At 35.4% G+C, this 21,936-nt stretch carries 21 protein-coding genes and 1 pseudogene; 15 read left to right on the forward strand and 7 right to left on the reverse strand.

The genetic code is table 11. The features are described 5' to 3' along the window. Positions 1-71: 71 nt before the first annotated feature. Genes D0T60_RS03625 through D0T60_RS03635 form a run of 3 tightly spaced genes read left to right on the forward strand, consistent with a single transcriptional unit; the run spans position 72 to position 1,950 of the window. The gene (locus D0T60_RS03625) at positions 72-725 is read left to right on the forward strand and encodes a lipoprotein signal peptidase (protein WP_163216794.1); all 654 of its coding nucleotides are present in this window, start codon (positions 72-74) and stop codon (positions 723-725) included. Next, positions 715-1,692 carry a DUF4296 domain-containing protein gene (locus D0T60_RS03630; RefSeq protein WP_163216795.1) on the forward strand — a complete coding sequence of 326 codons (978 nt, stop codon included), beginning with the start codon at positions 715-717 and terminating at the stop codon, positions 1,690-1,692. Before D0T60_RS03625 ends, D0T60_RS03630 begins: the two co-directional genes overlap by 11 nt. Then, entirely contained in the window at positions 1,693-1,950 is a 258-nt protein-coding gene (locus D0T60_RS03635) for a hypothetical protein (RefSeq protein WP_163216796.1), read from the forward strand. Positions 1,951-1,958: 8 nt separating this feature from the next. Here D0T60_RS03635 and D0T60_RS03640 read toward each other — a convergent pair whose 3' ends face one another. Then, positions 1,959-2,714, reverse strand: a complete 756-nt coding sequence (locus tag D0T60_RS03640) for an RNA methyltransferase (protein ID WP_163216797.1) — start codon at positions 2,712-2,714, stop codon at positions 1,959-1,961. Between the two features lie 179 nt (positions 2,715-2,893). On the opposite strand from D0T60_RS03640, the gene D0T60_RS03645 reads away from it, so the two are divergent. After that, on the forward strand, positions 2,894-5,200 hold the full coding sequence (locus D0T60_RS03645) for a BamA/TamA family outer membrane protein (RefSeq protein ID WP_163216798.1): 2,307 nt from the start codon (positions 2,894-2,896) through the stop codon (positions 5,198-5,200). Between the two features lie 221 nt (positions 5,201-5,421). On the opposite strand, the gene D0T60_RS03650 is transcribed toward D0T60_RS03645, so the two are convergent. From D0T60_RS03650 to uvrB, 3 genes are all read right to left on the reverse strand, one after another. After that, the gene (locus tag D0T60_RS03650; RefSeq protein ID WP_163216799.1) at positions 5,422-5,970 is read right to left on the reverse strand and encodes a DUF3332 domain-containing protein; all 549 of its coding nucleotides are present in this window, start codon (positions 5,968-5,970) and stop codon (positions 5,422-5,424) included. Between the two features lie 41 nt (positions 5,971-6,011). Continuing rightward, positions 6,012-6,443, reverse strand: a complete 432-nt coding sequence (locus tag D0T60_RS03655) for a DoxX family protein (protein ID WP_163216800.1) — start codon at positions 6,441-6,443, stop codon at positions 6,012-6,014. Positions 6,444-6,526: 83 nt separating this feature from the next. Further along, the gene (gene uvrB / locus D0T60_RS03660; protein ID WP_163216801.1) at positions 6,527-8,554 is read right to left on the reverse strand and encodes an excinuclease ABC subunit UvrB; all 2,028 of its coding nucleotides are present in this window, start codon (positions 8,552-8,554) and stop codon (positions 6,527-6,529) included. Positions 8,555-8,784: 230 nt separating this feature from the next. On the opposite strand from uvrB, the gene D0T60_RS03665 reads away from it, so the two are divergent. The 5 genes from D0T60_RS03665 to D0T60_RS03685 all read left to right on the forward strand — a co-directional run bounded on the left by D0T60_RS03665 (position 8,785) and on the right by D0T60_RS03685 (position 12,308). Next, positions 8,785-10,083: a phenylacetate--CoA ligase family protein gene (locus tag D0T60_RS03665; protein ID WP_163216802.1), complete on the forward strand. Its 1,299-nt coding sequence runs from the start codon at positions 8,785-8,787 to the stop codon at positions 10,081-10,083. Positions 10,084-10,180: 97 nt separating this feature from the next. Beyond that, positions 10,181-10,606, forward strand: a complete 426-nt coding sequence (locus D0T60_RS03670) for an amino acid-binding protein (RefSeq protein WP_163216803.1) — start codon at positions 10,181-10,183, stop codon at positions 10,604-10,606. Positions 10,607-10,688: 82 nt separating this feature from the next. After that, a complete protein-coding gene (locus tag D0T60_RS03675) occupies positions 10,689-11,507 on the forward strand; it encodes an outer membrane protein assembly factor BamD (protein WP_163216804.1) in 819 nt (272 codons plus the stop codon). Positions 11,508-11,521: 14 nt separating this feature from the next. Then, entirely contained in the window at positions 11,522-11,857 is a 336-nt protein-coding gene (locus D0T60_RS03680; RefSeq protein WP_163216805.1) for a DNA-directed RNA polymerase subunit omega, read from the forward strand. A gap of 1 nt (position 11,858) precedes the next feature. Next, positions 11,859-12,308: a DUF4293 domain-containing protein gene (locus D0T60_RS03685; RefSeq protein WP_163216806.1), complete on the forward strand. Its 450-nt coding sequence runs from the start codon at positions 11,859-11,861 to the stop codon at positions 12,306-12,308. Between the two features lie 77 nt (positions 12,309-12,385). Here D0T60_RS03685 and D0T60_RS03690 read toward each other — a convergent pair whose 3' ends face one another. Next, entirely contained in the window at positions 12,386-12,880 is a 495-nt protein-coding gene (locus D0T60_RS03690) for a DUF4488 domain-containing protein (protein WP_163216807.1), read from the reverse strand. A gap of 249 nt (positions 12,881-13,129) precedes the next feature. On the opposite strand from D0T60_RS03690, the pseudogene D0T60_RS03695 reads away from it, so the two are divergent. The 6 genes and pseudogenes from D0T60_RS03695 to D0T60_RS03720 all read left to right on the forward strand — a co-directional run. Continuing rightward, a pseudogene (locus D0T60_RS03695) lies at positions 13,130-13,720 on the forward strand (GDSL-type esterase/lipase family protein); the annotation flags it as partial. A gap of 14 nt (positions 13,721-13,734) precedes the next feature. Beyond that, positions 13,735-14,535 (forward strand): alpha/beta hydrolase family protein, encoded by an 801-nt coding sequence (locus tag D0T60_RS03700; RefSeq protein ID WP_163216809.1) that lies wholly within the window; start codon positions 13,735-13,737, stop codon positions 14,533-14,535. 303 nt (positions 14,536-14,838) lie between these two features. Beyond that, entirely contained in the window at positions 14,839-17,259 is a 2,421-nt protein-coding gene (locus D0T60_RS03705; protein WP_163216810.1) for an SLBB domain-containing protein, read from the forward strand. Between the two features lie 5 nt (positions 17,260-17,264). Next, positions 17,265-18,383, forward strand: a complete 1,119-nt coding sequence (locus D0T60_RS03710) for a Wzz/FepE/Etk N-terminal domain-containing protein (protein WP_163216811.1) — start codon at positions 17,265-17,267, stop codon at positions 18,381-18,383. Positions 18,384-18,538: 155 nt separating this feature from the next. After that, complete coding sequence (locus D0T60_RS03715) at positions 18,539-19,321, forward strand: HipA family kinase (protein ID WP_370524374.1); 783 nt, start codon at positions 18,539-18,541, stop codon at positions 19,319-19,321. After that, entirely contained in the window at positions 19,299-19,682 is a 384-nt protein-coding gene (locus D0T60_RS03720) for a DUF3037 domain-containing protein (RefSeq protein WP_163216813.1), read from the forward strand. Before D0T60_RS03715 ends, D0T60_RS03720 begins: the two co-directional genes overlap by 23 nt. 25 nt (positions 19,683-19,707) lie before the next feature. Here D0T60_RS03720 and D0T60_RS03725 read toward each other — a convergent pair whose 3' ends face one another. Both D0T60_RS03725 and tgt read right to left on the reverse strand, forming a co-directional pair. Continuing rightward, positions 19,708-20,799, reverse strand: coding sequence for an LptF/LptG family permease (locus D0T60_RS03725; protein WP_163216814.1), 1,092 nt, complete (start codon positions 20,797-20,799; stop codon positions 19,708-19,710). A gap of 3 nt (positions 20,800-20,802) precedes the next feature. Next, positions 20,803-21,933: a tRNA guanosine(34) transglycosylase Tgt gene (gene tgt / locus D0T60_RS03730; RefSeq protein ID WP_163216815.1), complete on the reverse strand. Its 1,131-nt coding sequence runs from the start codon at positions 21,931-21,933 to the stop codon at positions 20,803-20,805. Positions 21,934-21,936: the final 3 nt, after the last annotated feature.

Here is a 21,936-nt window from a genome sequence, read left to right on the forward strand (position 1 = left end):
GGTTTTCCTGATTGGATGACCGTCAACCTTTCTCTTTTAAAAATCGCATTATACACACGATATCGGAATAGATGAAAAAGATATTAACGAAAGGACGGATAGCAATATTAGTTATCGTAGCAGTGATAGTCATCGACCAGATTATTAAGGTGACAGTGAAGTTGAATATGTATTGGCATGGAAACATCCGTATTACCGATTGGTTCTACATATTTTTCACGGAAAATAACGGGATGGCTTTCGGTATGGAAATATTCGGCAAACTATTCCTTACTTTATTCCGAATTGTGGCAGTGTCTGTTATCAGTTGGGTATTATACAAAATTGTAAAAAAGGGATATAAAACCGGTTTTATTGTTTGTGTATCGTTAATATTGGCAGGTGCATTGGGTAATATCATAGATAGTGTGTTTTATGGTGTAATATTTAGCGAAAGCACCAGTGCACAAATAGCTACCTTTATGCCCGAGGCGGGAGGATACTCCTCCTGGTTTCATGGGAAAGTGGTAGATATGTTCTATTTCCCTATCATTGAAACCAATTGGCCAGAGTGGATGCCTTTTGTAGGAGGTGAACACTTTATATTCTTTAGCCCGATATTCAATTTTGCCGATGCAGCCATCAGTTGTGGTATTATAGCTTTGCTCATTTTTTATAATAAATATTTAAGTGATAGCTATCATCATGCTACTCACCAAGTCGAAAATAAGGAGAATGAGAAGTAAATATTATATTCTTAGTGCATTGCTTTTGTCGTTCTGTTTGTCAGGATGTAAAGTAAAGCGTCCGAAAGAGGTTATCTCCGAGAAAAAGATGGAGGATATACTATATGATTATCACATAGCCAAAGCTATGGGAGAGCATGTATCATATACGGACAATTACAAAAAAACATTGTACATGGAATATGTATTTAAAAAACATGGTACTACCGGAGAAGTATTTGATTCTTCTATGGTGTGGTATACCCGTAATACCGAAATTCTATCTAAGATTTATGAGAATGTAACCGATCGCTTTAAAAAAGAACAAGGCTTTATCGACAATTTAGTGTCTATACGCGATAATAAACCAAAGATATCTCAACCAGGTGACAGTGTTGATGTCTGGATTTGGGATCGTATCTATCATTTAACAGGGCATGCGTTGAATAATAAGGTTACTTTTAAACTTCCTTCAGATTCCAACTTCTATGCAAGAGATACTTTATCCTGGCAAGTTCGTTACCACTTTATAGATAATGAGCCGGATAGTGCCGATGCACCTTGGATGGCTATGCAGGTGATGTATACTAATGATAGCATTATCAGCGATATAAGAAGAATATTCAATTCCGGCATTCACCAAGTACATTTACAATCAGATACTTTAGGCGATATAAAAGAAATAAAAGGATTTGTTTATTACCCTGCTACAAGAGATTCTCTGAACAAATTATTGATGGATCAGATTTCTCTGAAGCGTTATCATTCTACTGACACTCTTTTTAAGGCTAAAACGGATTCTATTGATAATGAAAAACAAGAAGAAGAGGTGAAATCTGTCATTACCGAAGAGGTAAAACAGGAAAAGCCGGTTACCCAAGAACCCACCGAAGCTGAAAGACGTAGAGCAGGGCGCGCACGTCCGGCTGCTGCAGGCACAAGCAGAGAGATGGCACCTGTTAGAATGAATACAGATACCCTCAAATAAATGAAACGTTTTGCAGCCCATTATCTTTATGTTCCGAAAAAAGGCTTTCTGAAACAGCAGGTAATTGAAGTAGGAGAGGATGGGTTTGTATTTAATTTCTTTCCTCTGTCAGAAGAGATAGAGTGCGTATCCTGGCTTCCCGGAGTTATTTGTTTAGAAGAGAATAAAGAACTGAAATTACAAGCTTTTCATTTATACCCATTTGATTTTAAAGAAATGAAGCCTGCGGTCGATACACGACGCAGGCTTTTGAGATAAAAGTGGAATTATTGTATTCTTCTTCTAAATTCGGCACATATTACTGCTGTAGCAATGGCCACGTTTAATGACTCGGAAGTTTCTCTATCTTGCGGATAATTGGGTATGTATAATTTGTTTGTTATCAATTCTTCTATTTCAGGACTAATTCCTTTTCCTTCATTTCCCATCACAATTAAGCCGGTATCGGAAAGTGGTTGTTCATAAATGTTTTCACCATTCAGGAAAGTGCCATATACTGGAGTGTGGTGTAAAGAGGATATCAATTCTTTTAGTGGAGTATAACATACTTTTACGCGGGCAATGCCCCCCATAGTTGCTTGTATGGTTTTGGGGTTATAAATGTCTACTGTATTAGGAGAGCAAAATACATATTCAATGCCAAACCAATCTGCCAGACGTATAATGGTGCCCAGATTACCTGGGTCTTGAATGTCATCTAATGCCAAACAGAGCGTTTGATTGATAATCTCCGGAGTAATTTTGTAAGAAGGCTGCTCAAAAATCGCAAGAACTTGTTGCGGAGTTTTAAGGAAACTGGCCCGTGATAATTCTTCCGGAGTAACACTAATAATTTCGTCGGCAAGAACTTTCGTTTGTCCATCTAACCACTCTTCGGTTGCAATTAGAAGGCGACAATGGAAATGTCCAAGCAAATCTCCAACAAGTTTGGGACCTTCTGCTGGGAATACATTTTCTTCTTTACGGTTTTTCTTTAACTCAAGAGCACGGATATATTTAATCTTATTCTTACTTAATGCCATAAATTTCACGAATATAGAGCAAATTTATAAAGATATTCTCAAATAAAAGGAGAGTATATCTGAATTATTAGAGATAGACACAAAATAAAGCCTTTTTTAAAGCAAATATAACTTTACTAAAAGGAAAATATCGGTTATATTTGTGCTTTCTAAAGATATTCTAAATAATAACTTCATACATGAAGAAGACTCTTCTTTACGTAGTTTGGTGTGTGTGTATAATGTTACTTGCTTCGTGTTCTACAACGAAGTATGTACCCGATGGCTCTTATTTATTGGATGCTATTAAAATTCAAACTGATAGTAAAGAAGTGCAACCCTCGTCGTTACAACCTTATATACGTCAAAATCCAAATAGAAAATGGTTCAGTCTGCTGAAAACTCAGCTTCATATTTACAGCCTTTCGGGAAGAGATTCTGCCAATTGGTTTAACAAATTTCTTCGTAAGATTGGAGATGCCCCGGTTATTTATAGCGAAGAACAGGCTCGTCGTTCACGTGAAGAGATAACAAAAGCTGTACATAATATGGGGTATATGGCAGCAAGTGTAGAGCAAAGTACGCAAACAAAGAAGAAAAAGTTGAGGTTATTTTATAAAGTAACATTAGGTAGTCCTTACATAGTACGGAGCTTAAAATATGATATTGCAGATACTTTAATAGAGCATTATTTAGCTAAAGATTCTGTGGGAACAACATTAAAAGAAGGAATGATCTTTGATGTAAATGCATTGGATAATGAGCGTCAACGTATTACTGATGTATTAGCACAGAATGGTTATTATAAATTTCATAAAGATTTTATTTCTTATACGGCAGATACAGTTCGAAGTTCTTATTTAATTGATCTGACATTACATCTGAATCCGTTTCGCACCTCTCTTAATGATACACTTCGAAAACATTCTCAGTATAAAATAAATAAAGTGAGTTTTATTACGGATTTTGATGTAATGAGATCATCTTTATCGACCGGAATTGATATTAATGATTCCATTCATTATAAAGGATACCCTGTATATTATAAAGATAAGCTCTATCTTCGTCCCAAAGTTCTGACCGACAACTTGTTTATACAGCCCGGAACTAATTATAATGAGAAAGATGTACAACGTACTTATAATAATTTTGGTCGGTTAGGTGCCCTGAAATACACTAATATACGTTTCTTTGAAACTCAATTGGGTGATACTGCATTGTTGAATGCCTATGTATTGCTTACCAAGAGTAAGCATCAATCAATATCTTTTGAGGTGGAAGGAACTAATTCTGCTGGCGATTTAGGTGCCGCTGCTTCCGTTTCTTACCAACATCGCAACTTCTTTCATGGTTCCGAACGATTTATGATGAAGTTTCGTGGTGCATACGAAGCTATTTCCGGACTTAGTTCCGATTATACAAATGATAATTATACAGAATATGGGGTTGAAACCAGCTTAAACTTCCCCAGCTTTTTATTTCCGTTTTTATCTTCTAAGTTTAAAAGAGGGGTAAGGGCTTCAACGGAATTGGGTTTGCAATATAATTATCAGATTCGACCGGAGTTTTCCAGAGTAGTCTTATCCGGATCTTGGGGGTATCGTTGGCAACGTGGCAGAAATCAACATCGAATTGATCTTCTGGATGTGAATTACTTATATATGCCTTCCATTTCCGATAAGTTCAAAGAAGACTTCCTGAATGATGGGAAGAACTATATATTAGAATACAATTATAAGAATCGTTTCATTGTTCGTGCGGGGTATATGTATAATTATAATAGTATAGGGGCCAACCTTACCAATAATACGATTGCTTCTAATTCTTATTCTATTCGTGCCGCGTTTGAATCGGCAGGTAATCTATTATATACATTCTCTAAAGCATTTAGTTTACCTCAAAATAGTGATGGAGAGTATTCCGTTTTTGAAATTCCTTTTGCTCAATATCTAAAAGCTGATTTTGATTTTGCAAAGAATATTGTGATAGCTCCGGGTAACTCTATAGCTTATCATGTGGGGTTAGGTATTGCTGTTCCTTATGGAAATGCCAGTGTTATTCCTTTTGAAAAAAGATATTTTTCCGGTGGTGCTAATAGTGTTCGTGGATGGTCTGTCCGCGGATTAGGTCCGGGTTCTTTTGCAGGAGATGGAAATTTCTTAAATCAATCAGGTGATTTAAAATTTGATGCCAGCATAGAATATAGAAGTGAACTCTTTTGGAAATTCCAAGGTGCATTTTTTATTGATGCCGGTAATGTTTGGACACTACGCAATTATGAAATACAGCCCGGAGGTAAATTTCATTTCAATACATTTTATAAGCAAATAGCCGTAGCATACGGTATAGGGCTTCGTTTAGATCTTGATTTCTTTGTCCTTCGTTTTGATGGAGGTATGAAAGCAATCAATCCGGTTTATGAGAGTGGAAGAAATAGATATCCGGTTATTCATCCTAAACTAAACCGGGATTTTGCTTTCCATTTTGCTGTGGGATACCCTTTCTGATTTTCTTTGCGGCTGTATCAAGGTTTTGCCACGGCCGTAACAAGATTTTAACGCGGCCGCAACAAGAATTTGCCACGGCCGTGACAAAACTGTGCTGCGGGCGTGGCAAAACCTGACATAAGAAGTATTAATAGGTGGTAGAGCTAAGATTCATACAAAAAAAGCTGCCTTTCTGTTGGAAAAGACAGCTTTTTAGGATTTATAGAAAAATAAATCAATGATTAACGAGAAGCAAAATAATAATTGTTCATGGTAACTTGACGTGCAGCCATAAGTCCTTGAGCATCTAATGTAATATTCATAGCATCTCCCGTGGGCAGATACAAATCAGCAGTTCCATCATTATTTATTTTGAAAAGATCTGTTTCTATATCTTCTGCAACAACGCTCCACACATTAGTTTCATTATTAAATACTAATTTCATAGATTGCTCTCCATTAGAAATAGAGTAACCGTCTTCTGTGGTTTCTACAGTGTAATCACCGTTTTCTCCTTTTACTTTTTTAATATCACCACCGTTTGCTACCGGATTGTTACCACTCCAGAATTCAATAGAATTAAGAACCAGAACATCAGCTAAGGCTGATATTTCATAAACAGGAACTATGCATAAAGCAACAAAAACTAATTCATTCACAAATTTAGATCCAACTCCCTGATTCCAAGATAAAACGCGGTTGAATAAACTGAATGATCCAATACAAGAGTTAAATAATATGGCACTACTAAGAAAGCAAGCACATACCAGTGTTAATTTAATTTTCTTCATACGATTTTTATTTGAATTAATTCGCCAGCAAATATATGCCTTTATTTTCTTTTTGATACCATCTTTGCTATAAAGTTATCCACAGAAAATTTTCCTGGACCAGCCACATACATGAGTATAAATATTGCCAAGTATAAAAAAGCTAATTCCCTTACAGAAAAAGAATCTCCGCCATGTATAACGAAAAATGCCATAAACATTGTAAATATCATAGGAAGCATCGAAAGCCTGTATAGTACTCCGAAAATAAAAGCCAAAGAACAAATAAGCTCACCAAATATGGCTAAACCAAGAGATGTGGAACCACCAACTCCTAAAGGGTCGGGGAAGACTGTGGACAATTCACTGAAATTGTTCCATTTTTGTATACCGTGACTGAAGAATAGTAAACCTATAATTATACGCGCTGCAAGCAACAATAGGGATGATCTGGTGTCATTTGGTTTTGAAGGAAATAAGAATTTGTAAATCATTAGTCTCTCTTTTTTTAATGTTAATAGAACTGTAATTTAAATCAAAACAAAGAAAGATGAAATTTTGTTTAAATAGAGAGATATTATATACTCCATTTCTCTTTTAGCAAATCTTCTAATTTGATTAATTCATCCCTGTATTGAGCTGCTTCTATAAATTCAAGCTTCTTGGCAGCCTCTTGCATTAACTTACGTGTTCGCTCAATGCTCTTTTCCAATTGAGCTTTACTCATATACTGAACAACCGGATCGGCGGCAACATTGGCAGTCTCCGGTTCTACATAAACGTATTTATTTGTGGCCGCTGCTGAAGATTCATTACCAAAGACTGATAAATTGCGACCTTTTTTAATTTGTTGTGGAGTAATTCCGTTTGCTTCATTATATGCCAACTGCTTTTCACGACGGCGATTGGTTTCGTCTATGGTTAGCCTCATGCTTTCTGTTATTTTGTCAGCATACATAATTACCTTACCATTTACATTTCTTGCTGCGCGCCCGGCTGTTTGGGTTAATGAGCGATGTGAGCGCAAGAATCCTTCTTTATCCGCATCGAGAATAGCAACCAATGACACTTCCGGTAAATCAAGACCTTCTCGAAGAAGGTTTACGCCAATAAGTACATCAAATACTCCCTGGCGTAAGTCATCCATGATTTTTACTCGTTCCAAGGTGTCTACATCGCTGTGTATGTAATTACAACGAATATTGTTTTTTAATAAATACTCAGCAAGCTCTTCCGCCATTCTTTTTGTAAGAGTGGTAATTAGTACACGTTCTTCCTGTTCGATTCGTAGTTGAATTTCTTCCATCAAATCGTCTATCTGATTAAGGCTTGGACGTACTTCGATTATAGGGTCTAACAAACCGGTAGGTCGTATAACTTGGTCAACAACAATTCCTTCCGATTGAATAAGTTCATAATCGGCAGGGGTTGCACTTACATATATAACTTGCTTAATCATGCTTTCAAATTCCTCGAAAGTAAGTGGTCGGTTGTCCATAGCTGCCGGTAGACGAAAACCATACTCAACCAGATTTTTCTTTCGGGCGCGGTCACCTCCATACATAGCTCTGACCTGTGGAATGCTTACATGGCTTTCATCAACTACAAGCAAGTAATCTTCAGGAAAAAAATCTAATAAGCAATAAGGACGAGTTCCGGCTTCCCGACCATCAAAATAACGGGAATAGTTTTCAATGCCTGAACAATGCCCCAATTCCCGAATCATTTCCATGTCATAAGTAACTCGTTCATACAAGCGCTTGGCTTCATAAGGTTTACCCATAGACTGAAAGAATTCTACTTGCTTTGTTAAGTCGTCTTCTATTTGATGTATGGCACGAATGGTTGCTTCTTTGGTTGTCATAAAAAGGTTGGCCGGATATATTTTGTATGAGTCAAATTTTCCGGTAGTATGGTTGCTTATAGGATCTACCTCTTCAATACTTTCTATTTCATCTCCCCAAAAAATTATTCGTAAAATATGATCAGAATATGCCAAAGAAACGTCTACAGTATCTCCTTTTACGCGGAAGTTTCCTCTATTGAGATCAATATCGTTGCGTACATATAAACTATCAACCAAACGGCGTAGAAATACATTTCGGTTGATTGTTTTGCCTTGCCGTATTTCTATTACATTATTATAAAAATCAGAAGGATTTCCCATACCATATATACAGGAAACAGATGATACCACTACTACATCCTGACGGCCGGAAAGTAGAGCCGAGGTAGCAGCAAGACGTAGTTTATCTATCTCATCATTGATGGCAAGATCCTTCTCTATATAAGTATCACTGCTTGGCAAATAAGCTTCCGGTTGGTAATAATCATAATAAGATACGTAATATTCTACAGCATTATTAGGGAAGAAACCTTTAAACTCACTATACAATTGTGCAGCAAGTGTTTTATTGTGACTCAGTATCAGTGTTGGTTTATTGATGTTTTTGATAACATTGGCAATTGTAAATGTTTTCCCCGATCCTGTTACTCCTAATAATGTTTGAGCATGGACTCCGTCAAGCACCCCTTCTGTTAGTTGTGAAATAGCCTCCGGCTGATCTCCTGTAGGCTTATATGCAGATGTTAAGTCAAAATTCATGGATGTATGTTTAAAAAGAATTGCTAAATTAATAATAATAATTGATTCATGTAGCTTATATGCACTAATGTATAGATAAAACCTGCAGATCTTTAGTTAATAAAAGATAAAGTTCTATCTGATAGTAACGTCCCTGAATGACTTTTGTTTGAACTTCAAAATAAATCAGTTACTTTGCATCATTTTGCAGCTAAAAACGGATAATTAATAATAAAATATAAGTAAAAGATATGATTTGGAATGAAACCATCGAATGTATGGACAGGGAAAGTCTTCGTAAGATTCAAAGCATACGATTAAAGAAAATAGTAGAACACGTTTATCACAATACGCCTTTTTACCGTAAAAAAATGCAGGAATTGGGAATTACTCCTGATGATATTAATGATATTGATGACATCGTTAAGCTTCCATTTACTACTAAACATGATTTGAGGGATAATTATCCATTTGGTTTATGTGCCGTACCTATGAGCCAGATTGTTCGTGTGCATGCATCATCAGGTACTACAGGAAAGCCTACTGTTGTTGGGTATACTCGTAAGGACTTATCTGTTTGGACAGAATGCCTGTCGCGTTGTTTTACGGCTTATGGAGCCGGAAATACAGACATGTTCCAGATTGCTTATGGATATGGCCTTTTTACAGGTGGATTGGGTGCTCATTATGGTGCAGAGAATATCGGAGCTTCTGTTATTCCCATGTCAAGCGGTAATACAGAAAAGCAAATCACGCTGATGAATGATTTTGGTGCTACTATTTTATGCTGCACACCTTCTTATGCCTTATTTATTGCAGATGCGATTAAGGATTCGGGTATTAAGAGAGAAGAACTGAAACTTAAAATCGGAGTCTTCGGTGCTGAACCATGGACAGAAAGCATGCGTAAGGAAATAGAAGAAAAACTGGGAATCAAAGCTTATGATATATATGGTCTGAGTGAAATAGCGGGTCCCGGAGTAGGATACGAGTGCGAATGTCAGAATGGAACGCACTTAAATGAAGATCATTATTATCCGGAAATTGTAGATCCTTTGACTATGCAACCTGTTAAACCCGGTGAAACGGGCGAATTAGTCTTCACTCATTTAACCAAAGAGGGAATGCCTCTGTTGCGTTATCGGACGAAAGACTTAACTGCTTTACATTATGAAAAATGTGCTTGTGGACGCACTTTAGTCAGAATGGATCGCATACTGGGTAGAAGTGATGACATGATGATTATACGTGGAGTAAATGTATTCCCAACTCAGATAGAATCTGTTATATTGGAACTTCCTGAATTTGAGCCACATTACTTACTTACAGTAGACCGTATTAATAATACCGATAGGATGGAGCTTAAGGTAGAAGTGCGTTCGGATTACTATTCCGACGAAATAAATAAGATGCTTTCCCTTAAAAAGAAGCTGGTATCTCGTTTGCATAGCGTGCTTGGGCTTGGTGTAGACGTGAAAATCGTAGAACCACGCAGCATAGAACGTAGTACGGGAAAAGCAAAACGGGTTATTGATAATAGAAAACTTTAATAAATATGAATTCATAGATTCCAAATTATGATTTACTGCCAAAATCCATTAACTTGGTCGCATAATTGGAATTTATAATTCTAAAATCATAAAATTTATGGTAGCAAAACAACTTTCAATCTTTTTGGAAAACAATACAGGACGTTTAACAGAGGTTACAGAAGTGCTGGCTAAAGCAAACATAAACCTTTCTGCTCTTTGTATTGCAGAAAATGCAGACTTTGGTATATTGCGAGGCATAGTTTCTGATCCGGATAAAGCGTATGAAGTATTAAAAGAAAACCATTTTGCAGTCAATGTAACTAATGTAATAGGGATAAACTGTCCAAATGTGCCCGGAGCATTAGCCAAGGTTTTAAACTATCTTTCTGATGAAGGCGTTTTCATCGAATATATGTATTCTTTTGCAAACAATAATTCGGCCAATGTAATAATTCGGCCAAGTAACTTAGAAAAATGTATTGAAGTTCTTATGGATAAAAAGGTTGATTTGCTGGCCGCAAGTGATCTGTATAAGTTATAAAACCTTAGTTTAACTCCTTTTTGCATCAAAACAATTGATTTATTCAATGTGAATAAGTAACTTTGCGCATTAATTTTTTTATATGAAGAAAAATCTTATCACAATATTGCTTGCAGCAATTGTGCTTTCCTCGTGTGGAAACTATAACAAATTGCTGAAAAGTACTGATTATGAATATAAGTATGAAGCAGCAAAAAACTATTTTGCTAAAGGCAAATATAATAAAGCTGCAACTTTGCTTAATGAGTTAATTACCATTCTTAAAGGTACCGACAAAGCTGAAGAGTCTTTATATATGTTAGGAATGTGTTATTTTAATCAGAAAGATTATACTACTGCGTCTCAATCTTTTATGACTTACTATAATACTTATCCGCGTGGTACTTATACAGAATTAGCTCGGTTCCATTCAGGAAAAGCTTTATTCTTAGATACACCGGAAGCGCGTTTAGATCAATCAGGTACCTATTTGGCTATTCAGGAACTTCAAATGTTTATGGAGTACTTTCCTGCCAGTTCAAAGAAACTGGAAGCACAAGATATGATTTTTGAATTGCAAGATAAGCTTGTATTGAAAGATTATTTAGCTGCTAAGCTTTATTATAATTTAGGTACATATTTAGGAAATAATTATCTTTCTTGTGTAATCACTGCACAAAATGCACTGAAAGATTATCCTTATACAAAGATGCGTGAGGATTTATCAATTTTGGTGTTACGTGCTAAATATGAAATGGCTGTGAATAGCGTGGAAGAAAAACGTGATGAGAGATATCGTGAAACTATTGATGAATATTATGCTTTCACCAATGAATTTCCCGAAAGCAAATATCTTAAAGATGCAAATAGAATCTTTAAAGCATCTTCTCAAAGTATAGATGGAACAGAAACTGAAGAATAATTTTATATAGATTTATGGACTACAGAAAAACGAATGCTCCTGCGAGTACAGTTACCCGTGATATGATGGAGTTATGTGCTGATACTGGTAATGTTTATGAAACAGTGGCAATCATTGGCAAACGCTCTAATCAAATTAGCGTAGAAATAAAGAGTGATCTTTCCAAGAAATTGCAGGAATTTGCATCTTATAATGATAACCTGGAAGAAGTTTTCGAAAATAGAGAGCAAATAGAGATTTCTCGTTACTATGAAAAACTTCCTAAAGCTACATTGATTGCATCACAAGAGTATTTAGAAGGAAAAGTATACTACAGAAATCCGGCAAAAGAAAAAGAAAAATTGCAGTAATATGATTCAACGTATCCAAACGGTCTATCTGTTACTTGTTGTAGCGCTGTTAGTTGCAAGTGTATGCTTGCCTTTCGGTGCTTTTGTTGATAGAGAAATGGTGACTTACGAATTTACAGCCTTTGGAGTTAAATCTCCAGATGGCTTTTATTCAACATGGGGACTATTCTCTCTTTTATTATTATCTACTATTATAGCCTTTGCTACTATTCTTTTGTTTAAAAATAGAGTTTTACAACTTAGAATGTGCATATTTAATACAGTTGTATTAGTAGGTTATTATATTGCGTTTTTGGTTTTCTTATTTTCAATAAAGAGTGATTTAGATGCCATATATCAAATGAATTGGGCTTTATCTCTACCTTTAGTTGCTATTATATTTAATTATTTAGCTATTAGAGCAATTGGTAAAGATGAAGTATTGGTAAAAGCTGCCGATCGTTTGAGATAAGAAAAAAGATAAAAAATAAATAGAAGGCGAAAGCGTTTATGAATACACTTTCGCCTTCTATTTTGTATAAATTTAAATCATCTTACAAGGTCTTCCGGATACTTGTCTGGCATATCTACTCTTACCCAAGTTTCATGATGCCAAGTATCTAATACATTCCCATTCTCATCTTTTTCAATGTAGAACTTAAGACTGAGATAATCTTCGTCTTTGATATTAAAATGGAGTGCATTAACTTGCTCATTAAGCATTGGTAGGTGAATGGATCGCTTAATATATTCGTTATATATCGTATCCGATACTTGCTTGTATGTACCCATACCTGTGATAATTGCTCCTCTGTTAGGAATCACAGTAAAATTAGTGATGCGACCATCATCGCTTAGTACTTTAAATGTATTGCTGGGCTTTAACTCTCCCGGAGTTTCAGGATTCTCAGCGATATACACACACATCTGCCAAATACCTTTTAGTTTGGCTTCTTTGAATTTAGCTCCTTTTTTCTGAGCTGTAACATTGATAGACACCAACAGCATAGCTGTTAATAATGTTAGAATGTAACGTGTTTTCATGCCGAATATAATTTAGTTAGTTAATACTCAATTAAAATCGGATATAGATAGGCAGTTAGCTCCTTTCTCAAAGATACAAAAATATTTTTAAATTTAAATTTTTGTGCCATTTTCTTAAGAAAAAAGATAATTTTGCAGAATTATTGTCTAATATATAAAGATGAAAGTGGAATTATAATATTTATGAAGATGAAAAAAAGAATTTATCTCTTATGTTTATCATTAGCTATAGTACTGGTGGCTGTTGCTCAAGAAAAAGCAATAAAAGTAGCTTGTATAGGGAATAGTATTACCTATGGTTCAGGAATTAAAGATCGTGCAAATGATAGCTATCCTGCTGTTTTAGGAAAATTGTTGGGCGATAAATATGAAGTTCGCAATTATGGAATAAGTGGAAGAACTTTATTGAATAATGGTGATCGACCTTATATGAAGGAGGATAAGTTCCAAGAAGTGCAAAAATACCTTCCGGATATTGTTGTTATAAAATTGGGTACGAATGATAGTAAACCTCAAAATTGGAAGTATAAAGAAGAATTTTCCAATGATATGCAAACAATGATCAACATACTGAAAAATCTTTCTTCAAAACCCCAAATATACCTTTGTTATCCAGCCAAAGCATACGGAGTTGCATTTGGAATAAATGATAGTATTATAGAAAATAGTGTAATACCTTATATTAAAAAGGTAGCCAAAAAGAATAAACTTCGAACCATTGACCTACAATCGGCCACAGATGGTATGCCGGAAAACTTCCCAGATAAAATACATCCCAATGAAAAGGGAGCTGCTGTAATAGCAGAAACGGTTTATAATGCTATTAAAAAGAAAAAATAATAAATTCTATACTTATGCGATATAATATAGCCTGTCTTTTCCTTTTTATCTCCCTGTCTGTTACTGCATCTCGTATTGATACTATAGATGTATATAGTGGAGCAATGGATAAGAATATTAAAACGACAGTAATAACTCCTGACAATGAGAGTGTAACCGCCTTTCCTGTTGTTTATCTTTTACATGGATATGGAGGTAATGAAATGAGTTGGATTCATTCCAAAGCAAATATACCTCTACTTGCTGATCAATTTCAAGTGATCATAGTATGTCCTGATGGAAAAAATAGTTGGTATTGGGATAGCCCTAAAGATTCTTCTTATAAATATGAAACATTTATTTCTAAAGAATTGATTACATATATTGACTTTAATTATCCCACAATACCCTCTAAAGAAAAAAGAGCTATTACCGGATTAAGCATGGGAGGGCATGGCGCTATGTGGAATGCAATCCGACATACTGACATTTTTGGAGCTGTGGGAAGCATGAGTGGTGGAGTGGATATTCGTCCTTTCCCTAAAAACTGGGAAATGAACAAGCAATTAGGAGAAGCACAAGAGAATCAAGAACTTTGGGAAAATCATACTGTTATCAATCAATTAAATAAGCTAAAAAAAGAAGAATTGGCTATGATTATAGATTGCGGAACAGACGATTTCTTTTTTACAGTAAATAATAATTTTCATCAGGCTCTATTAGATAAGAAATTAGATCATGACTATATAGTAAGACCTGGTAAGCATAACTGGGAATATTGGGTAAATGCTATTGTATATCAACTATTGTTCTTTAAAAGACATTTTGATTCTTAGAGTAAAGTTCTTCTAAATAAGTTCAATTTACTTGTTTCGCCTAATAGTAATAATTATCTCCTTATTTGAACGCAAAATAGAGAGAAATATTTATTATTGATTGAGCCGATAGTCAGACTAAAACCAGCGACCTACGCGTTGCGAATGTGTTACTTTATCAACTGAACTATATTAGTGATTGTTAGTAGGTGCAAAAATCCAGCTTAATTTCAATATCTGAAAAGAAATTATAAAAATAATATTAACTTTGCCACCGATTTATATATTTAACTATAGATTAATGAGGATTAATTAAAATATTATATGCATAGATTTATTACACTTTTTTTGTTAGTTTTTATACTCTCAGGAATGGCTTTTGCTCAGAGTATGTCGGACGATCAGGTGATTCAGTATGTGAAAGACGCTCAGCAACAAGGGCTTACTCAAGCACAAATGACAACCGAATTAGTGAGGCGTGGTGTTACTCGTGAACAAGTAGAAAGAATTAAAAATAAATATGAGGCATCTCAAGGAAGTGAAAGCCAGCCATCAGGTATTGTTCGTGGAAGAAAGAACTTAAGAGAAAATGCACAAGAAAGTGTAAGTACAACCTCTTTTGATGAGATAGAAGCTAAAGTGGAAGATCCTACTGAAAAGAAATCCTCAGTAGCAGCTGCTAAATTAGTCTTTGGTAGAGGATATTTTACCAACCGGACACTATCCTTTGAGCCTAATTCAAATATGGCTACACCGGTAAATTATCAACTAGGTCCTGGCGATGAAGTAATTATTAATATTTGGGGAGATTCTGAAAGTACAATAAGTCAAACGATATCTCCTGAAGGAAGTATTTCTATTAATAAACTGGGACCAGTTTATTTAAGTGGAATGACCATAGAGAAAGCGGAGAATTATATGCGGAATGAATTAAGCAAAATTTATTCTGCTATATCAGATAATACATCTCAGGTAAAACTTACTTTAGGGCAAATTCGTACAATCCAAATTAATATTATGGGAGAAGTTGCGTCTCCAGGTACCTATCGTCTTTCTTCTTTCTCAACTTTATTCCATGCTCTATATAAAGCCGGAGGTGTAAATCCCATTGGTAGTATGCGTAGTATCCAAGTTGTTAGAGCAGGGAAGAAAATAGCTGATGTTGATGTATATGAGTACATTCTTCAAGGAAAAACAAGTGATGATATTCGCTTAATGGAAGGTGATGTGGTGATTGTACCTCCTTATGATTGTTTAGTTAATATATCTGGTAAAGTAAAAAGACCTATGTATTATGAGATGAAGAAAGGCGAAACTGTTGCCACTTTATTGAAGTATGCAGGAGGATTCACAGGAGATGCCTATGATAAAACAGTTCGTTTGATTCGTCTAAGTGGTCGTGAAAAACAGATATATAACATTGATGAAATGGATTTTTCCGTTTTTAAACTATTTGATGAAGATGCGATATCTATTGGAGCTGTTCTTGATCGTTTTGAAAATAGGGTAGAAATACGTGGTGCTGTATATAGAGATGGCATGTATCAAATAGGAGATGGGGTAAGGACAGTTAAGCAACTAATTGCGAAGGCAGAAGGATTAAGAGGTGATGCATTTCTAAATCGCATTCAGTTACAACGTGAACTTGAGGACTTAAGCATAGAGCTTATTCCAATAGACTTGAGAGGAATGATAAATGGTACTGTTCCGGATATAGTTTTACAACGTAATGATATACTTTATATTCCAAGTATACATGATCTCAAAGAATCTGAAATGGTTACTGTACATGGACTGGTAGCTCGTCCGGGAAGCTATTCGTATACATTAAAAACTACTATCGAGGACTTAATTATTCAAGCAGGTGGACTTTTGGAAGCAGCGTCTACAGCTCGTGTGGATGTAGCACGTCGTATTAAAGACCCCAAAGGTGCAACTGCTTCCAGTATTATTGGCCAGACTTATTCTTTTGAAATAAAAGATGGTTATATTATGGGAGATGGGAATGAATTTTATCTTGAACCTTTTGATGAGATTTATATTCGTAAGAGTCCGGCCTATCAACAACAACAAAATGTAACTGTTACAGGACAAGTACTCTTTGGCGGAAATTTTGCTTTAACTCAGAAAAATGAACGTTTAAGTGATATAATAAAAAAGGCAGGAGGTATAACACCGGATGCTTATGTGAAAGGAGCAAGATTAACCCGTCAAATGACCGAAGAAGAAAAACGTCGCGAAGGTGATGTTACTAGATTTGCCGTGAAAGATAGTGCAGATGATTCTGTATCAATGAAGCACTTAGAAGTAGGAATATCTTCATACTCTGTAGGTATTGATTTGGAAAAAGCTTTAAATAAACCCGGCTCAGATGCTGATTTGGTACTTCGTGAAGGTGATCAATTGTTTATTCCTGAGCATGTAAATACAGTGAAGATTAATGGTACTGTAATGTATCCTAATACTGTAGTATATAAAAAAGGAGAAAAATTGAAGTATTACATAAAACAAGCAGGCGGCTATGGATACAGAGCAAAGAAAAGTAAAGCATATATTGTATATATGAATGGTACTGTAGCTCGAGCGTCTAAATATAGCTCTAAATTAATAGAACCGGGATGTGAAATTATAATTCCGGGAAAACCAGAGAAAAAAGCAAGAAATACCAGCGAAATTATTTCTATAGGAACATCAGTAGCTTCATTTGCTGCTGTGATAACAGGTTTGGTTAACTTACTTAAGTAATTGATATGAAGAACGAAGAAAAAATGCAAGATACATCTTCTAAACAAAGTCAAGAGCAAGAGATAGATTTAATAGAATTAGCCCAAAAAATCTGGGATGAAAGGAAGCTTGTTTTTAAATGGTGTGGAATAGCAGCATTGATAGGAATTGTTGTTGCCTTTAGTATTCCTAAGGAATATACAACAACAGTGACCATTACTCCTGAAACCGGATCAAAAGGAGTATCAGGCGGTATGGGTGCTTTAGCTGCTATGGCTGGAGTAAATATAGGAATGCAAAACAGCGAGGATGCGATTTATCCAGAGCTTTATCCGGATATTGTCAGTTCAACTCCTTTCCTTACAGACCTATTTGATGTGAATATAACAGATATTAAGGGGAAGTTAGGTCCTAATTTAACAGTATACACTTATTTAGATGAACATCAACGGGCACCTTGGTGGAGTGCTGTAATTTCAGCGCCCTTTAAAGTGTTAGGGTGGTTTACATCTTTATTTAAGGATGAAGAAGTGGGTGAAAAAGCAGCTCTTGATCCTTTTATGTTAACCAGAGATGAAGCAAACATTGCTAAAGCTTTAAGTAGCCGTATCTCTGTGTCAGTAGATAAAAAAACTGGAGTAGCAACTATTTCCGTTTTAATGCAAGATCCATTAATATCTGCTACTCTTACTGATACTGTTATGTATCGACTACAGAATTATATAACAGATTATCGCACAAATAAGGCACGTCATGATTTAGCATTTACCCAAAAGCTACATGATGAAGCAAAAGAAAAATACTATATAGCTCAACAAAAGTATGCCAAGGCAATGGATGCCAACCTAAATATAGCAAAACAAAGTTATCGTACTGAACTGGATCGTTTACAAAATGAAATGAGCTTAACTTATGGAATATATAACCAGGTTGCTCAACAATTACAAATGGCTAAAGCTAAAGTTCAGGATATAACCCCTGTTTATACAGTTTTGCAGCCTGCTACGGTGCCATTGCAGGCAACTAAACCACGAAAACCAATGATTCTTATAGGTTTCGTTTTCCTTGCAGGTGTAGCCAGTGTAGGTTGGATATTATTTATTAAGGACTTTGTTAAGAACTGGAAGAAAAAGCCAGAACAATGATAGAAGAAAATGAAGCTTATCGTTGTTTGTAAATAGAAATAAAATTAGCTTTTATGAAAAATGAAAGTGTTGTTTATTATAAAAGTAAGCAGCACTTTTTTTATTTAAGTCTTTAATTGTTGTATCTTTATTTTTTAATAACAGAATACATTATGATAGATATACGTACTGAGAATGTAACAAGATATATTTTACCCTTACGTGAAGGAGGTTCTTTGCCTGCACTAGTCGAAGCTGATGACGGCTTTAAGTATGTTCTGAAATTCCGCGGCGCCGGACATGGAACCAAGGCACTTATTGCAGAATTTGTAGGTGGCGAAATAGCCCGTCTATTAGGCTTTAGAGTACCTGAAATTATATTTCTAAATTTGGATGAAGCTTTTGGACGTACTGAAGGAGATGAAGAAATACAGGATTTATTGCAATGGAGTAGGGGATTGAATTTAGGAATACATTTCCTATCAGGAGCTTTAGCATTTGATCCAGCTATTCATGAAATAGATTCAATGACAGCTTCAAGAATTGTTTGGTTGGATGCATTATTAACGAATATAGATCGAACAGTCAGGAATACCAATATGCTTATTTGGCATAAAGAATTATGGCTTATTGATCATGGTGCTTCTCTTTATTTCCATTATTCTTGGATTAATTCGCAGAAACATGCTTTAAGCCCTTTTGCTGAAATTAAGCATCATGTTCTCCTGTCTAAAGCAGATAGATTAGAAGAAGTTGATCAACAATTTAAAGCATTACTTACACTTGATAAAATACAAAACATTATTGATACAATACCAGACGATTGGTTTGATTGGGAAGGGAATAACAATACTCTACAGCAAAAGAGAGATGTATATATGCAGTTCTTTAAAGAAAGAATAAGCCATTCTGAAATCTTTGTAAAAGAAGCCAAAAATGCTCGAAAAACACTTGTATGAATATGCTGTAATCCGCTATCTACCACGTGTAGAGCGTGAAGAATTTATAAATGTGGGTATTATTCTTTTTTCTAAAAAGAGTAAATACATAAAAGCTCTTTACTATTTGGATGAAAATAAGATACAGTTTTTTTCTACAGAGCTTGATATAGATTCTATTCGTGATAATTTACGCACATTTGAAGAAATATGTCTGGGAAAAGCATTGAATACATCTATATCTTTCTTAGATATTGCAGAACGCTTTCGTTGGCTTACTGCTGTAAGAAGTTCATCCATTCAAACATCTCGCCCTCATCCTGGCTTCTCAGATAATTTGGACGAAACCCTCCAACGATTATTTGAAGAGTTAGTTTTATAACTGCTTTTGGGGAGTTTAATTTACTCTATTTAGGAGCTTTCCTATACAAATAAATGGCAATAAATGTATATACAATATTAGGAATCCAAACAGCTAATGCAGGAGGCATACTCCCATTCACCGCAAATGTAGAAGAAACCGTTTGAAATAGAATAAGCGAAAAGCTTAATCCTAAACCAATACCCAGATGAAGTCCCATTCCTCCTTTTACTTTGCGAGAAGAGAGGGAAAGACCTATAGCTGTTAATATGAAGGCTGCAAATGATGCTGATATTCTTCTGTGATATTCTATCTCAAATTCCTTGATATTGGCAAACCCACGTCTTTTTTGTTGGTCAATATATTCACCTAATTGTGGAGTGGTGAGCATCTCCTGTTGATTTCTTGTGATAAGAAAATCAGAAGGTTGCATCTTTATAATAGAATCAATTCGGTCACCTGTTACAATCTTTTCTTTGAATCCACCAACTTCACGAATGGTATAGTCTTTAATAGTCCAACGATATGTACTTGTTGTATCATACGTGATACTACGTGCTGTAAGGTGAGAAACAAGCTTTTTGTCTTTAAACTTATCTAAAGAAAAACGATAACCAGTGTTGTTATAATCCTGATATCTCTCAATATAGGCAATAACTCCGGAATCAACTTCTAACTGAATATTTCGAGCTGTAAGTATCTTACTTTTTTTTACGTATTTATTTTCAAACTCTAATCGGGTAACACTTCCCTTAGGAATTACATAAGCACTTAGTGCAAATGTTGCTATAGCTATGATAGCAGCCGAAATCATGTAAGGCCTCATTAGTCGCTTGAAACTCATGCCTGTAGAGAACATTGCTATGATCTCTGAATTCTCAGCGAGTTTTGAGGTAAAGAAGATAACAGAGATAAATACAAAGAGTGAACTGAAAAGATTAGCGAAATATGGAATAAAATTTAAATAGTAATCAAAAACAATAGCCTGCCAAGGGGCATTATTAGTGATGAATTTATCCAGTTTCTCATTAAAGTCAAATACAACGGCTATAGATATGATAAGAGCAATTGCAAATATATAAGTCCCTAAGAACTTTTTAATGATATATAAATCTAATCGTTTCAGTATTTTGCCCATAAGTTAAAGTCTTGTTGCCAGTTTTTTTACCATCATAGGTTTCCATATAGAAAAATCGCCTTCTATTATATGTCTGCGTGCTTCCCCCGCTAACCAAAGATAGAATGCTAAATTATGAACAGAGGCTATTTGCATTGCCAAAAGTTCTTGTGCATGGAACAGATGACGAAGATATGCTTTACTATATAAAGTATCTACATAAGAGGCACCATCCGCTTCAATAGGAGAGAAATCGGTTTCCCATTTCTTGTTACGCATGTTCATAATACCTTCTTTGGTAAATAACATGCCATTTCGACCATTTCTGGTGGGCATAACACAATCAAACATATCAACTCCACGTTCAATGCCTTCCAATATATTAATAGGTGTACCTACTCCCATTAAATAGCGAGGTTTATCTTTCGGAAGAATCGCATTTACCAGCTCAATCATTTCGTACATTTTGTCTACTGGCTCACCTACAGCAAGTCCGCCAATCGCATTACCATCAGCTTCTTTAGATGCAATATATTCTGCAGATTGTTTACGTAAATCAGGATAAATGCATCCTTGTACAATGGGGAACAAAGATTGATTATACCCATATTTTGGCTCTGTTTCATTGAAGCGTTTAATACATCTATCCAACCAGCGATGAGTCAATCCGAGAGATTTTTTTGCATATTGATAATCAGAATCTCCCGGAGGACATTCATCAAAGGCCATCATAATATCCGCACCTATGGAACGTTCAATATCCATCACGAATTCAGGAGTAAAGAAATGCTTGCTCCCGTCAATATGAGAACGAAATTCGGCACCTTCCTCACGCAATTTGCGAATTCCGGAAAGAGAAAACACTTGAAATCCTCCACTGTCTGTCAACATAGGACGACTAAAACCATTGAATTTATGCAATCCTCCGGCCTTTTCAATTACATCAGTTCCTGGTCTTAAATATAAATGATAAGTATTACCCAGTATAATCTGGGCTTTTATGTCATTCGTTAATTCTGTTTGATGCACTCCTTTAACAGTACCCAATGTACCCACTGGCATAAAGATGGGAGTTTGAATCTGTCCATGATCCGTAGTTAATAATCCTGCACGAGCATTCGTTTTCGAATCTGTATGTTGCAGCTCAAATGTCATTCT

The sequence above is a fragment of the Bacteroides sp. 224 genome (assembly GCF_010500995.1).
Lineage (GTDB): Bacteria > Bacteroidota > Bacteroidia > Bacteroidales > Bacteroidaceae > Bacteroides.

Bases quoted from the DNA above. Each gene is read 5' to 3' on its own strand.
- D0T60_RS03700 (WP_163216809.1), top strand. From the start codon at position 13,735: ATGCGATATAATATAGCCTGTCTTTTCCTTTTTATCTCCCTGTCTGTT.
- tgt (WP_163216815.1), bottom strand. From the start codon at position 21,933: ATGACATTTGAGCTGCAACATACAGATTCGAAAACGAATGCTCGTGCA.
- D0T60_RS03655 (WP_163216800.1), bottom strand. From the start codon at position 6,443: ATGATTTACAAATTCTTATTTCCTTCAAAACCAAATGACACCAGATCA.
- D0T60_RS03680 (WP_163216805.1), top strand. From the start codon at position 11,522: ATGGACTACAGAAAAACGAATGCTCCTGCGAGTACAGTTACCCGTGAT.
- D0T60_RS03630 (WP_163216795.1), top strand. From the start codon at position 715: ATGAGAAGTAAATATTATATTCTTAGTGCATTGCTTTTGTCGTTCTGT.
- D0T60_RS03690 (WP_163216807.1), bottom strand. From the start codon at position 12,880: ATGAAAACACGTTACATTCTAACATTATTAACAGCTATGCTGTTGGTG.
- D0T60_RS03725 (WP_163216814.1), bottom strand. From the start codon at position 20,799: ATGGGCAAAATACTGAAACGATTAGATTTATATATCATTAAAAAGTTC.
- D0T60_RS03645 (WP_163216798.1), top strand. From the start codon at position 2,894: ATGAAGAAGACTCTTCTTTACGTAGTTTGGTGTGTGTGTATAATGTTA.
- D0T60_RS03640 (WP_163216797.1), bottom strand. From the start codon at position 2,714: ATGGCATTAAGTAAGAATAAGATTAAATATATCCGTGCTCTTGAGTTA.
- D0T60_RS03625 (WP_163216794.1), top strand. From the start codon at position 72: ATGAAAAAGATATTAACGAAAGGACGGATAGCAATATTAGTTATCGTA.
- uvrB (WP_163216801.1), bottom strand. From the start codon at position 8,554: ATGAATTTTGACTTAACATCTGCATATAAGCCTACAGGAGATCAGCCG.
- D0T60_RS03685 (WP_163216806.1), top strand. From the start codon at position 11,859: ATGATTCAACGTATCCAAACGGTCTATCTGTTACTTGTTGTAGCGCTG.
- D0T60_RS03705 (WP_163216810.1), top strand. From the start codon at position 14,839: ATGCATAGATTTATTACACTTTTTTTGTTAGTTTTTATACTCTCAGGA.
- D0T60_RS03720 (WP_163216813.1), top strand. From the start codon at position 19,299: ATGCTCGAAAAACACTTGTATGAATATGCTGTAATCCGCTATCTACCA.
- D0T60_RS03665 (WP_163216802.1), top strand. From the start codon at position 8,785: ATGATTTGGAATGAAACCATCGAATGTATGGACAGGGAAAGTCTTCGT.
- D0T60_RS03670 (WP_163216803.1), top strand. From the start codon at position 10,181: ATGGTAGCAAAACAACTTTCAATCTTTTTGGAAAACAATACAGGACGT.
- D0T60_RS03710 (WP_163216811.1), top strand. From the start codon at position 17,265: ATGAAGAACGAAGAAAAAATGCAAGATACATCTTCTAAACAAAGTCAA.
- D0T60_RS03635 (WP_163216796.1), top strand. From the start codon at position 1,693: ATGAAACGTTTTGCAGCCCATTATCTTTATGTTCCGAAAAAAGGCTTT.
- D0T60_RS03675 (WP_163216804.1), top strand. From the start codon at position 10,689: ATGAAGAAAAATCTTATCACAATATTGCTTGCAGCAATTGTGCTTTCC.
- D0T60_RS03650 (WP_163216799.1), bottom strand. From the start codon at position 5,970: ATGAAGAAAATTAAATTAACACTGGTATGTGCTTGCTTTCTTAGTAGT.